The 12,100-nt window shown below is 59.2% G+C and carries 12 protein-coding genes; 5 read left to right on the top strand and 7 right to left on the bottom strand.

Translation table 11 applies throughout. The features are described 5' to 3' along the window. Positions 1-27 precede the first annotated feature (27 nt). Positions 28-654, top strand: coding sequence for a helix-turn-helix transcriptional regulator (locus PSH84_RS01895; RefSeq protein WP_122566528.1), 627 nt, complete (start codon positions 28-30; stop codon positions 652-654). A gap of 127 nt (positions 655-781) precedes the next feature. Here the strand turns inward: PSH84_RS01895 and PSH84_RS01890 are convergent, their stop codons facing one another. The 6 genes from PSH84_RS01890 to PSH84_RS01865 all read right to left on the bottom strand — a co-directional run bounded on the left by PSH84_RS01890 (position 782) and on the right by PSH84_RS01865 (position 6,094). After that, positions 782-1,558 carry an ABC transporter substrate-binding protein gene (locus PSH84_RS01890; RefSeq protein ID WP_305482209.1) on the bottom strand — a complete coding sequence of 259 codons (777 nt, stop codon included), beginning with the start codon at positions 1,556-1,558 and terminating at the stop codon, positions 782-784. Between the two features lie 249 nt (positions 1,559-1,807). Next, positions 1,808-2,260: a molybdopterin synthase catalytic subunit MoaE gene (moaE, locus tag PSH84_RS01885; protein WP_122566530.1), complete on the bottom strand. Its 453-nt coding sequence runs from the start codon at positions 2,258-2,260 to the stop codon at positions 1,808-1,810. A 3-nt stretch (positions 2,261-2,263) separates the two neighbouring features. Beyond that, complete coding sequence (gene moaD, locus PSH84_RS01880) at positions 2,264-2,506, bottom strand: molybdopterin converting factor subunit 1 (RefSeq protein ID WP_122566531.1); 243 nt, start codon at positions 2,504-2,506, stop codon at positions 2,264-2,266. Then, a complete protein-coding gene (moaC, locus tag PSH84_RS01875; RefSeq protein ID WP_058542774.1) occupies positions 2,503-2,976 on the bottom strand; it encodes a cyclic pyranopterin monophosphate synthase MoaC in 474 nt (157 codons plus the stop codon). Before moaC ends, moaD begins: the two co-directional genes overlap by 4 nt. 262 nt (positions 2,977-3,238) lie before the next feature. Next, positions 3,239-4,633: a PhoH family protein gene (locus tag PSH84_RS01870; RefSeq protein WP_122566532.1), complete on the bottom strand. Its 1,395-nt coding sequence runs from the start codon at positions 4,631-4,633 to the stop codon at positions 3,239-3,241. 336 nt (positions 4,634-4,969) lie between these two features. Continuing rightward, a complete protein-coding gene (locus PSH84_RS01865; protein WP_122566533.1) occupies positions 4,970-6,094 on the bottom strand; it encodes a polysaccharide deacetylase family protein in 1,125 nt (374 codons plus the stop codon). Between the two features lie 308 nt (positions 6,095-6,402). On the opposite strand from PSH84_RS01865, the gene yaaA reads away from it, so the two are divergent. Continuing rightward, complete coding sequence (gene yaaA / locus PSH84_RS01860; protein ID WP_305468345.1) at positions 6,403-7,182, top strand: peroxide stress protein YaaA; 780 nt, start codon at positions 6,403-6,405, stop codon at positions 7,180-7,182. A gap of 84 nt (positions 7,183-7,266) precedes the next feature. Here yaaA and PSH84_RS01855 read toward each other — a convergent pair whose 3' ends face one another. Beyond that, positions 7,267-7,521 (bottom strand): hypothetical protein, encoded by a 255-nt coding sequence (locus PSH84_RS01855; protein ID WP_163006757.1) that lies wholly within the window; start codon positions 7,519-7,521, stop codon positions 7,267-7,269. A gap of 472 nt (positions 7,522-7,993) precedes the next feature. Between PSH84_RS01855 and PSH84_RS01850 the strand changes: the two genes are divergently transcribed. From PSH84_RS01850 to PSH84_RS01840, 3 genes are all read left to right on the top strand, one after another. Further along, positions 7,994-9,310 carry a nucleotide sugar dehydrogenase gene (locus tag PSH84_RS01850; protein WP_122566535.1) on the top strand — a complete coding sequence of 439 codons (1,317 nt, stop codon included), beginning with the start codon at positions 7,994-7,996 and terminating at the stop codon, positions 9,308-9,310. Positions 9,311-9,410: 100 nt separating this feature from the next. Continuing rightward, positions 9,411-10,892 (top strand): mannuronan synthase, encoded by a 1,482-nt coding sequence (gene alg8 / locus PSH84_RS01845; protein ID WP_436278738.1) that lies wholly within the window; start codon positions 9,411-9,413, stop codon positions 10,890-10,892. Positions 10,893-10,927: 35 nt separating this feature from the next. Next, positions 10,928-12,097 (top strand): alginate biosynthesis protein Alg44, encoded by a 1,170-nt coding sequence (locus PSH84_RS01840; RefSeq protein WP_122566537.1) that lies wholly within the window; start codon positions 10,928-10,930, stop codon positions 12,095-12,097. The last annotated feature ends 3 nt before the right edge of the window (positions 12,098-12,100 follow it).

Below are 12,100 nucleotides of genomic sequence, written 5' to 3'. Positions count from 1 at the left end.
GGCGCTGACGCTGCCTGGAGCCCTGTCATGACCGCTTCGCCACCCGATCCTGCACTGGAAAACTTCCGCACCATCGCCGACGCTATCGCCACGCTGTTCTACCCCCACGCCGAAGTGGTGCTGCACGACCTGCGCAGCCAGAAAGTCGACTACATCGCCAATAACCTGTCCAAGCGCGAGATTGGCGATGACTCGTCCCTGGAAGACATGCTCAGTGAGGACGTCAGCGAACGGAACATCGGGCCGTACGAAAAACTGAACTGGGACGGACAGAAGATTCGCAGCCTCAGCAGCGTGCTGCGCGACGCCAACGGTCATCCGCTGGCAGTGCTGTGCATCAACCTGAATATTTCGTTGTTCGAAAATGCCAAGGCCGCATTGGATTTGTTCCTGTCGCCGGGCAAGTTGATTCCCCAGCCGGATTCACTGTTTCGCGATGACTGGCAGGAGCGAATCAACACCTTCCTGCACGCCTGGATGCGCGAACGCCAGCTGAGCCTGAACCTGTTGACCCGCGATCACAAACGCGAGTTGGTGCTGGCGCTGCATGCCGAAGGCGCGTTCAAGGGCAAGAGCGCGTCCAACTATGTGGCCAATGTGCTGAACATGGGGCGGGCGACGGTGTACAAGCATTTGAAGGAACTGAAGGGCTGAGGTTTTGGTTTGCCTGGCCTGGCCTCATCGCGAGCAAGCTCGCTCCCACAGGGGATCCGTGTAGAACACACTATTTGTGTTCTATGAGATCCAATGTGGGAGCGAGCTTGCTCGCGAAGGCGATGTATCAGTCGCCGTAGATGTCTGACTTGAAATACTTGGCCTGGATCTTCTGATACTCCCCATTGGCCCGAATCCCATCGATGGCCTTGTTCAAGTCCGCCACCAATTGGGTATTGCCTTTGCGCACCGCAATACCAGCGCCCTCACCCACATATTTCGGGTCCTTAAGCTCGGGGCCGACAAACGCATAGCCCTTACCGCGAGGCATCGACAGGAAGTCTTCCAGCGGGATGGTGTCGGCGAAAATCGCGTCCAGGCGACCGGATGCCAGGTCCATGTAGATTTCTTCGTTGTTGCTGTAGCGCTTGACGATCACACCCTTGGGTTCGAGCACTTCAGTGGCGTAGCGGTCAGTGGTGGTGGCTCGCTGCACGCCCACGGTCTTGCCCTTGAGGCTGGCGTACTGGTCATCGACCACCGCTCCTTCCTTCATGACTAGGCGCGATGAGGTGAAGTAGTACTTGTGGGTGAAATCCACCGACTTCTTGCGTTCTTCGGTGATGGTCATGGACGACAACGCCAGGTCGATCTTCTTCACCTTCAGCGAGGGGATCAGCCCGTCGAACTCACTCTCGATCCATTCGCACTTGACCTGCATCTGCGCGCACAGGGCATTGCCGATGTCGTAGTCGAACCCTTCGATCTTCCCTTCCGAAGTCTTGGAAGCAAACGGCGGATAAGCCGCTTCGATGCCGATGCGCAGGATTTTCTCTGCGGCGAACAGGCTGCTGGAGGCCAACAGACTCAAGGCCAGGCCGGGGATGAGGGGGAATTTGCTCATGATGTTCTCTCGCGGGTTGTTGTTGGTTTGGCAGAGAAAGGTGGGCGCAGCTGATTTGTACTTATAAATCCATACTGGACTTTAATGTACATATCGTCAATCGGTAGGCAGGGGAATGTGATGGGAGGTTGATGGCCTTATCGCGAGCAAGCTCGCTCCCACAGGGGATCCGGGTACAACAAAGATCCAGTGTGGGAGCGAGCTTGCTCGAGATGGCGGACTGACAGCCGCCAATAACAAAGAGGCTGCCTACTGCTTCCAGCGATCCGCCGCCGCATGATCACTGTCCCGCCCTTCAACCCAGCGCGGGCCGTCGACGGTGTTTTCCTTTTTCCAGAACGGCGCACGGGTCTTGAGGTAGTCCATGACAAAGGCGCAGGCGTCGAACGCCGCCTGGCGATGGGCACTGGCGGCCGCGACGAAGACAATCGGCTCGCCCGGTTCCAGCGCACCGATACGGTGCAGCACCTCCAGCTTGAGCAGCGGCCAGCGCTGCTCGGCCTCGGTGGCGATCTTGCCCAGGGCTTTTTCGGTCATGCCCGGGTAATGTTCCAGGAACATCCCGGACACATCGAGGCCGTCATTGAAATCACGCACGTAGCCGACAAAGCTCACCACCGCCCCCACGCCGACATTGGCCGCGTGCATCGCATTGACTTCGCCCCCTGCGTCGAACGGTTCGACCTGCACACGAATCGCCATGGTTCAGCCTCCGGTCACGGTGGGGAAGAACGCGACTTCATCACCGTCCGCCAACGGTTCGTCGAGCTGGCACAGGTCTTCGTTGCGCGCGCACATCAGGTTTTGCTCCTTCAGCACTTCGGCACCGTCCCGCTGGGCGAGCAGTGCGCGCACATCGTCGACTGTGGCGAAATCACCTTCTACCTTGAGCGAATCCACGCCAAGCGCTTCACGGTAACGGGCAAAGAACTTCACGGTAATCTTCATGACGCATCCGCCTGGAAATGGCCGCTCTTGCCGCCGAGTTTCTCCAGCACTCGCACGCCTTCGATGGTCATGCCACGGTCGACGGCCTTGCACATGTCATAAATGGTCAGCGCGGCGACGCTGGCGGCGGTGAGAGCTTCCATTTCCACGCCGGTCTGCCCCGACAGTTTGCAGCGGGCGACGATGCGCACCCGATCCTCGCCTTCGGCGTTGAGCTCGACCTTGACGCCGGTGAGCAGCAGCGGGTGGCAGAGCGGAATCAGGTCACTGGTTTTCTTGGCAGCCTGGATGCCGGCAATGCGCGCGACGGCGAACACATCGCCCTTGGGATGACCGCCGCTGACGATCATCTGCAGCGTGTCGGGCAGCATGCGCACAAAGGCCTCGGCCGTGGCTTCACGGAAGGTCACGGCCTTGTCGGTCACGTCGACCATATTGGCGCGACCTTGGGAATCGAGATGAGTCAGCACAGGGTTACTCCTGATCGGGAGTGTCGATTGTAAACCTGTGGGTCAGATTCCGGCAGGGCTGATTGTCGCACCCACTTGCGCCTTGGATTCGGAAGTCACCGCAAAAAACCCTGTGGGAGCGAGCTTGCTCGCGATCGCGGTGTATCAGATAAAAATATTTGGCTGACACACCGCGATCGCGAGCAAGCTCGCTCCCACAGGGGGTTATTTATCGGGCACCAAAAACCGGGCGACCTTGAGGTCGCCCGGTTGTGATGGTCAGTTACAGATGGGATTCGGCGTATTCGGCCAGGATCGAGCGCGGTACGCCCTGCAGGGTGATGTGGACCCCGTTGGGGAAGTCCTTGAAACGTTCGGTCAGGTAGGTCAGCCCGGAGCTGGTCGCGGACAGGTAAGGGGTGTCGATCTGCGCCAGGTTACCCAGGCACACCACTTTGGAACCGGCACCGGCACGGGTGATGATGGTTTTCATCTGGTGCGGGGTCAGGTTCTGGCATTCGTCGATCAGGATCAGGCTCTGCTGGAAGCTGCGCCCGCGAATGTAGTTAAGGGATTTGAACTGCAACGGCACTTTGCTCAGGATGTAGTCGACGCTGCCATGGGTGCTTTCGTCATCCATGTGCAAGGCTTCGAGGTTATCGGTGATCGCCCCCAGCCACGGCTCCATTTTTTCCGCCTCGGTGCCGGGCAGGAAACCGATTTCCTGGTCCAGGCCCTGCACGCTGCGGGTGGCGATGATACGCCGGTAGCGTTTGCTGACCATGGTCTGCTCGATGGCGGCGGCCAGGGCCAGGATGGTCTTACCGGAACCGGCGGCGCCGGACAGGTTGACCAGGTGGATATCGGGGTCGAGCAAGGCGAACAGGGCCAGGCTCTGGTAGATGTCACGAGGCTTGAGGCCCCAGGCTTCCTGGTGCAGCAGCGGTTCCTGGTGCAGGTCGAGGATCAGCAGTTTGTCGACATGGATTTCCTTGATCCAGCCGACGAAGCCTTGTTCGTCGATGATGAACTCGTTGATGTGCACGGCCGGCAGGTTGTCGATCAGTTGCACCTGGTGCCAGGTGCGACCATGGTCCTGGCGGGTCTCGACCTTGCTCACACGGTCCCAGAATGAGCCGGTCATGGTGTGGTAGCCGTTGGGCAACAGCGAAACGTCGTCGACCAGTTGGTCAGTGCTGTAGTCCTCCGCCGCGATCCCGCAGGCGCGGGCCTTGAGGCGCATGTTGATGTCTTTGGTCACCAACACCACGGCCTGGTCCTTGTTGCGCGCGTGCAGGTCGATCAACTGGTTGATGATGATGTTGTCGTTCAGGTGTTCAGGCAGCACCAGATTGGGTTCGGTGCGCTTGCTCATCAGGATCGAAAGCAGGCCCTTGGGACCACTCTTGCCGCGCTGGATCGGCACGCCGAGTTCAACGTCTTCCGGGGAGGCATCACCCAAGGTCTTGTCGATCAGACGGATCGCCTGCCGGCATTCGGCCGCAACGCTGTGGTGTCCGCTCTTGAGCTTGTCCAGCTCCTCAAGCACGGTCATCGGGATGGCAACGTGGTGTTCTTCGAAGTTCAGGAGCGCGTTTGGATCGTGGATCAATACGTTGGTATCGAGTACATAGAGGATTGGCTGGTTGGAGGAAAGGCTACGTCCGTGGTCATCCATACTCGGTCACCTATGTGGGGGCCATTCGACGCAATACCTTGACAGTGCTGCGCCTCGAGGTAGCCACCGAATTCACCCGCGAGGATTCAGGTGAACTGCACACAATCTGGGTCTTGGAAGACGCCACCTGTGTTGCAGGTTTCGGCGGTCTGACTTCTTGATACTCCAAAAACCATGACAGGAAAAAGCACTTTGACGCTTTTTTGAAGTTTATTTTTCAGAGTGACGAATAACCCTTGGCGTACCGCCATTGCACCGTTAAAGTCGGAAGTCCGGTTGTCATGAATGTGTCCCGGGTTTTCCTCCTTCCCCAATGTTTCCGGGCCTTTGCCGGTTTCAGCGAAACGCCTCCTGACAGTCAGCCCAACCGATCCCGCTCTGCGCCGTCTGCGCCATGAGCCAGGGCACCGCCGTTTTCACCCCATCCTGCTTGGCGTTGAAATTGATCACCCCGTGGCGCCACAACAGCATCAGGGTCAGCACACGCTGGGCGCTTTGCTCAGGCTTGAGCCGATTGCCGCTGTCCTGGGGGTCGATATCCCACAACGCCACCTGCAAGCCCTGCTGCCGGAAAAACCCTTCGGCATCGCCACGACGCTGGCCTTGGGGCGGGCGGAACAGCGGCACATAATTCTCGGGCAGCTTGCCCTTGACCAGCTCGACACTGCGCCGGACCGAGTCTTGCCAGTCCTGCCAATGGCTGTGGGAACGAAACTCCCAGCCCTGCACACCCACGCACTGTCCGGCATACAACATCTGAAGACTGTTGGCCGAGCGCTCTTCCAGTCGCGCCTGGATGTCCTTGCCCAGCACGAAGAAGGTGCCGTTCATGTTCGCCTTGCGCAGGTAGTCGGTCAGCCACGAGGTGTTGTCCGGCACAACGTTGGCAGCGCTGTCGAAGGTCAGCAGGAACAGCCGGTCGTTCATGTCCTCGCCGTTGCGCTCGTAATCACCGAAACGGGCGATTTCACTGCTGGTTTGCGGAAAAAGCGCGGCTTTACGCAGTAGTTCATCGCGGTATTGGGTATGAAAGATCTGGCTCGGTGCCGCCCACTTGATGTAGTAGGAATTGTCATCCAGATGGAACCTGCGGGCCTCTTCGCGCAGGGTCGCCATGTCCTCGACCAGATAACAGAAGGACGCATCCTGATCGCAACTGCGCTGGGCAAAGTTGTAGTTGGTCAACAGCCGCTGCCACAGCCGTGCGCGTAGGGCATCAATCGCGGCCATATTGACCGTGCGCAGCCCCAGGTACTGCTTGAGCGCGATTTCGTCCATGGCATCGACGTCCAGCAACCCCCGGGCGAACATCAGGATCTCGGCCCGCGAGGCCACATCGAACAGCGTCGGGCTGGTGAGTTGTTCCGGCCAGGTGCTGCGGTCCAGGGTGGCGACGTCGTTGGGCGCGGCACTGGCGCCCAGGCTCAACAACCAGGCCAATAACAGAAGGGCGATACGCAAAAGGGATGTCTCCATAACGAAACCCGCGCGGCATCATAGCCGATCCTGGTGTAATCCCCTTGTGATCAGCGGACTTGGGGAGCAGTCCTGTGGGAGCAAAGCTTGCTCGCGATGCAGGCGACACGGTCCATCTGCAAGACTGCGCCATCGTTCATCGCGAGCAAGCTTTGCTCCCACAGACTTTGCTCCCACACCTCCCTTACCAAAAATGCCCGTCAATACTCGCCCATCCATCACCTATCACCCCAATAGCTGGAGTCCACCCGGACAACCCCCTAGAATCGCCGCACCTTCAAGGAGACGATTGCATGCTGATGGTGATTTCCCCCGCCAAGACCCTCGACTACGAAACACCGCCGGCTACCGCGCGTTTTACCCAGCCGCAGTACCTGGATCATTCCCAGGAACTGATCGAACAGCTGCGCGAACTCTCGCCGGCACAGATCAGCGAGTTGATGCACGTCTCCGACAAGATCGGCGGCCTCAATGCCGCGCGATTCGGCAGCTGGACGCCGGCGTTCACCCCGGCCAACGCCAAGCAGGCGCTGCTGGCCTTCAAGGGCGACGTGTACACGGGCCTGGATGCGCAAAGCTTTGGCGAAGCCGATTTCGACTATGCCCAGCAACACTTGCGCATGCTCTCCGGCCTTTACGGCCTGCTGCGGCCATTGGACCTGATGCAGCCCTATCGCCTGGAGATGGGCACGAAGCTGGCCAATGCCCGGGGCAAGGACCTGTATGCCTTCTGGGGCACACGCATCAGCGAATGGCTGAACGAAGCCCTGGCCGAACAAGGCGACGACGTACTGCTGAACCTGGCGTCCAATGAGTACTTTTCGGCGGTCAAGCGCAGCGCATTGAAAGCGCGCGTCATCGATACCGAATTCCGCGACTTGAAAAATGGCCAGTACAAGATCATCAGCTTCTACGCCAAAAAAGCCCGGGGCCTGATGAGTCGCTTCGTCATTGAAGAACGCATCAACGACCCTGCGGCACTCCGCCAATTCGATGTGCAGGGCTACCGCTTCAACGCACAACAGTCGAGCCAGGACAAACTGGTGTTCTTGCGCGATCACGCTCCCGAATAAGGCATAACCTTATATCGCTCTCTGATCAGGGGCTTCGATCAAGCCCCGATCTGTCATCTTAGTTCCCCACCTGTTTCGCCAGTTTCATGACGCCAATAAATCGGCCCACTCCCCCGCTAACTTTTCTTTCACTCGACACTCGTCAGTTTTTTGCGTAGTGGCACCAAAAATTTTTATCGGTAGTGGCACAAAACTATCCCCCCCTCCTAACTCCCCATTAATAAAGGATGAAACGGCAAGTGCCATCATATTGAGGGCAGTGCCATCTTCGATAATATTTCGAAAAATTTCGAAAATCGCGATGAGCGGATCGGAACTATGTGAAATTGCACGGCTCATACCACCCGTAACGATTCTCACGGAGCGTGTAAGAGAAGACTTACATAGGCCGTCGATCCAAGTAACCAAGTTGTCATGGCAATTTAGCGAAACGGTCGCCTATTTGGATCCATCTTATAAAGGACAGGAGATAACGCACCATTACTATCCCCTACAAGGCCAAGGCTGCGCCCCTATAACGTGCTCACCCGAGCACACAAGCTTCTGATTTTGTGGGCTTTTTGCCAGGAGTCGGAAGTGAAGGACCTTTGCACGAGCGTTCCCGATAACGAGGACTGGCTGCATAACAGGGCAGGTCATAACAACTAGGCCACATTGCGCACAACTTGAGTGCATTTATTTAGACACTCGGAACTTAGTATGCCTGCACACGGCATTGTGGCGCCTGCATTCCACACTTCCGAGTGCACTATGACCGCTGAACACTATTAACTCCGGCCATTTAATGGCGTGAAAAACAGAGGGAAATGCGATGCGCATTAGCATATTTGGTTTGGGTTACGTCGGTGCAGTATGTGCCGGTTGCCTGTCTGCACGGGGCCATGACGTAGTTGGCGTAGATGTCGCCAAAGACAAAATCGACATGATCAACGCCGGCAAATCGCCCATCGTTGAACCGGGTCTTGGCGAGCTATTGGCGCAAGGCATTCAAACAGGTCGACTGCGCGGTACTACCAACTTCGCCGAAGCCATTCGCGATACTGACTTGTCGATGATTTGCGTCGGTACACCGAGCAAAAAGAACGGCGACCTGGAACTGAACTACATCGAGGCCGTGTGCCGCGAGATCGGTTTTGTCCTGCGTGACAAGACCACCCGCCACACCATCGTCGTACGCAGCACCGTGTTGCCGGGTACCGTGGCAAACGTTGTCATCCCGATCCTGGAAGACTGCTCCGGCAAGAAAGCCGGCGTCGATTTCGGTGTCGCGGTGAACCCTGAGTTCCTGCGCGAAAGCACCGCGATCAAAGACTACGACCAGCCGCCAATGACCGTTATCGGTGAGTTCGACACCGCCTCCGGTGACGTTCTGCAGTCGCTGTACGAAGAGCTCGACGCGCCGATCATCCGCAAGGACATCGCCGTCGCCGAGATGATCAAGTACACCTGCAACGTGTGGCACGCCACCAAGGTGACCTTCGCCAACGAGATCGGCAACATCGCCAAGGCCGTCGGTGTCGATGGTCGTGAAGTGATGGACGTGGTCTGCCAGGACAAGACCCTGAACCTGTCCCAGTACTACATGCGCCCAGGCTTCGCTTTCGGCGGTTCCTGCCTGCCCAAGGACGTTCGCGCCCTGACCTACCGCGCCGGCGCCCTGGACGTGCAAGCGCCGCTGCTCAACTCGCTGATGCGCAGCAACGAGTCCCAGGTGCAGAACGCCTTCGACATCGTTTCCAGCCACGACAAGCGCAAAGTCGCCCTGCTGGGTCTGAGCTTCAAGGCCGGCACCGACGACCTGCGTGAAAGCCCGCTGGTGGAACTGGCGGAAATGCTGATCGGCAAGGGTTTCGACCTGAAGATCTACGACAGCAACGTCGAATACGCCCGCGTCCACGGTGCGAACAAGGATTACATCGAGTCGAAGATTCCTCACGTCTCGTCCTTGCTCAACGCCGACTTCGACTCGGTGATCGACAGCTCCGACATCATCATCCTGGGTAACCGCGACGAGAAGTTCCGCGCGCTGACCGAAAACGTACCGGAAGGCAAGCAGGTCATCGACCTGGTCGGCTTCATGTCCAAGGCCTCCAACCCGAGTGGCCGGACCGAAGGCATCTGCTGGTAAGTCTGTTTGCCGGCCGGGGCATGCCTCGGCCGGCCTTTCGCCTGCCTTAACCCATCGGGCCGCCCACAAGGCCCGCCCGAGATAGAGACGGATGCAGATTATGCACAGGCTAAAGCACGGCCTGCTTCAGGCCGCCGGTTGGCTGTTTTACTTGAGTTTATTGATGGGCATCGCCATGGCGCTGCCCACGTCCACGTTCGACTCCGAATCCAAGGACTTCATTTTCCTGATCGGCGCCGTGGGCATCTGGCGTTACTCCATGGGAGCAACGCATTTCGTGCGCGGCATGATCTTCCTGTACATCGTCTACCCACACCTGCGCCGCAAGGTCCGCAAGCTGGGCAAGGCGGCGGATCCGTCCCACGTGTACCTGATGGTCACCAGCTTTCGGATCGACGCGCTGACCACTGCACAAGTGTATGGCTCGGTGATCCGCGAGGCCATCGACTGCGAGCTGCCCACCACCGTGGTCTGCTCCATCGTGGAAATGTCCGACGAACTGTTGGTCAAGAGCCTCTGGGCCCGCATGAACCCGCCAGAACGGGTCAAGCTGGACTTCGTGCGTATCCCAGGCACCGGCAAGCGTGACGGCTTGGCCTACGGCTTCCGCGCCATCTCCCGCCACCTGCCGGACGATCGCGCCGTGGTCGCCGTGATCGATGGCGACACCGTGCTCGCCGAAGGCGTCGTGCGCAAGACCGTGCCGTGGTTCCAGCTGTTCGGCAATGTCGGCGGCCTGACCACCAACGAGTTCTGCGAAGTGCGCGGCGGCTACATCATGAGCGAGTGGCACAAGCTGCGCTTCGCCCAGCGTCACATCAACATGTGCTCCATGGCCTTGTCCAAGCGCGTGCTGACCATGACCGGGCGGATGTCGGTGTTCCGCGCCACCGTGGTCACCAACCCGGACTTCATCGCCGACGTGGAAAGCGACTCGCTGCAACACTGGCGCCTGGGCCGCTTCAAGTTCCTGACCGGCGATGACAAGTCGAGCTGGTTCAGCCTGATGCGCCTGGGCTACGACACGTTCTACGTGCCCGATGCGGCGATCAACACCGTCGAGCATCCGCCGGAGAAGAGCTTCATCAAGGCCAGCCGCAAGCTGATGTTTCGCTGGTACGGCAACAACCTGCGGCAGAACTCCCGGGCACTGGGCCTGGGCATGCGCCGTCTGGGCCTGTTCACCTCGGTGGTGCTGTTCGACCAGCGGGTGTCGATGTGGACCTCGCTGCTTGGCCTGACCGTGGCACTGATCGCCAGCTTCAAGTACGGCACCGCGTTCATCTTGGTGTACCTGCTGTGGATCGGCATCACCCGGTTCCTGCTGACCCTGCTGCTGTCGTGCTCCGGACACCGGATCGGCCCTGCCTACCCGGCGATCCTCTATTACAACCAGATCGTCGGTGCCCTGGTGAAGATCTACGTGTTCTTCCGCCTCGACCAACAGTCCTGGACTCGCCAGCCCACCCACCTGACCCGTGATCTCGCCAGCTTTCAACGTTGGTTCAACACTTGGTCGTCTCGGACCATGACCTTCTCCGCCGGCAGCATTTTTGTCGCCGTGCTGCTGACGATGGTCTGACCGGACTTGAATGAATTAACCAGGAAATCGCCCCTATGAACACCGCCGTGAATGTCAACGTAGTGCATGAATCCGAAGCCCAGCGCCAACACGCCCGGGTCAAAATCCCGGCCAAGCTGCGCTTCTTCGGTCCCGACCGCACGCCCATGGAAGTCAAGGTCCTGGACCTGTCCGCCGGTGGGCTGTGCTTCAACGCCGGCCAACTGCCGCTCAAGGTTGGCGAGACCTACAAGGCTCGCCTGCAGTTCGTGATCGACAACCTTGGCCTGGCCATGGACGTGGAATTGCAGATCCGTTCCTACGACCGCCAGACCGGCCGCACCGGTTGCCAGTTCCAGAACCTGGAGCCACGTGACATCTCGACCCTGCGTCACATCATCACCTCGCACCTGGCCGGCGACATCGTCGGTGTCGGCGACGTGCTGGCGACCCTGCAACGCGACAACTTCACCAAGGCTCGCAAGCAGAAAGACGAAAACGGTGGCATGAGTGCCTTCGGTCGCCTGCGCGCCGTGACCTTCAGCCTGGGGATCTTCATCGTTGGCCTGGCGGCGTTCGGTTTCATCTTCAAGTCGGTGTACGGCATGTACTTCGTCAGCCACGCCCAGGCAGGCCTGGTGAACGTACCGGGCATGGCCATCACCATGCCGCGCGACGGCACCGTGCAGAGCCTGGTCAAAGCCGATGGCGTTGCCGCCAAGGGCGCTCCGCTGGCGACCTTCAGCACCAGCATGCTCGATGTGCTCAAGGGTCACCTGGACGACAACCAGTTGCAGCCGGCCAAGGTCGAGGAGCTGTTCGGCAAGCAGATGACCGGCACCCTGACCTCCCCATGCGACTGCATCGTGTCCCAGCAACTGGTCGCCAACGGACAATACGCCAGCAAGGGTGACGTGATCTTCCAACTGGTTCCACGGGGCACCGAAGCCAACGTCGAAGCGCGCTTCTCCTATCGCCAGTTCGGCGACGTGCGCCCAGGCACGCCGGTCAGCTTCCAGGTCGCCGGCGAAGACACCACCCGTACCGGCAAGATCGTCAGCAGCACCAGCCTGAAAAGTGCCGACCTTTCCTCCGATATCCGTGTGCTGATCCAGCCTGACGAACCCCTGGACAGCTCGCTGGCCGGCCGTCCGGTAGAAGTCACCAGCGACCGTGGCCCGAACCTGAACTGGCTGATCGACAAAGCCATGGCCGTCGGTATTTAAGTC

Source organism: Pseudomonas beijingensis (genome assembly GCF_030687295.1).
GTDB lineage: Bacteria > Pseudomonadota > Gammaproteobacteria > Pseudomonadales > Pseudomonadaceae > Aquipseudomonas > Aquipseudomonas beijingensis.
The sequence above is the reverse complement of the archived record's forward strand: the minus strand, read 5'-3'. Positions and strand labels throughout refer to the sequence as shown.

Bases quoted from the DNA above. Each gene is read 5' to 3' on its own strand.
- PSH84_RS01895 (WP_122566528.1), top strand. From the start codon at position 28: ATGACCGCTTCGCCACCCGATCCTGCACTGGAAAACTTCCGCACCATC.
- PSH84_RS01890 (WP_305482209.1), bottom strand. From the start codon at position 1,558: ATGAGCAAATTCCCCCTCATCCCCGGCCTGGCCTTGAGTCTGTTGGCC.
- moaE (WP_122566530.1), bottom strand. From the start codon at position 2,260: ATGGCGATTCGTGTGCAGGTCGAACCGTTCGACGCAGGGGGCGAAGTC.
- moaD (WP_122566531.1), bottom strand. From the start codon at position 2,506: ATGAAGATTACCGTGAAGTTCTTTGCCCGTTACCGTGAAGCGCTTGGC.
- PSH84_RS01870 (WP_122566532.1), bottom strand. From the start codon at position 4,633: ATGGATGACCACGGACGTAGCCTTTCCTCCAACCAGCCAATCCTCTAT.
- yaaA (WP_305468345.1), top strand. From the start codon at position 6,403: ATGCTGATGGTGATTTCCCCCGCCAAGACCCTCGACTACGAAACACCG.
- PSH84_RS01855 (WP_163006757.1), bottom strand. From the start codon at position 7,521: ATGAGCCGTGCAATTTCACATAGTTCCGATCCGCTCATCGCGATTTTC.
- PSH84_RS01850 (WP_122566535.1), top strand. From the start codon at position 7,994: ATGCGCATTAGCATATTTGGTTTGGGTTACGTCGGTGCAGTATGTGCC.
- alg8 (WP_436278738.1), top strand. From the start codon at position 9,411: ATGCACAGGCTAAAGCACGGCCTGCTTCAGGCCGCCGGTTGGCTGTTT.
- PSH84_RS01840 (WP_122566537.1), top strand. From the start codon at position 10,928: ATGAACACCGCCGTGAATGTCAACGTAGTGCATGAATCCGAAGCCCAG.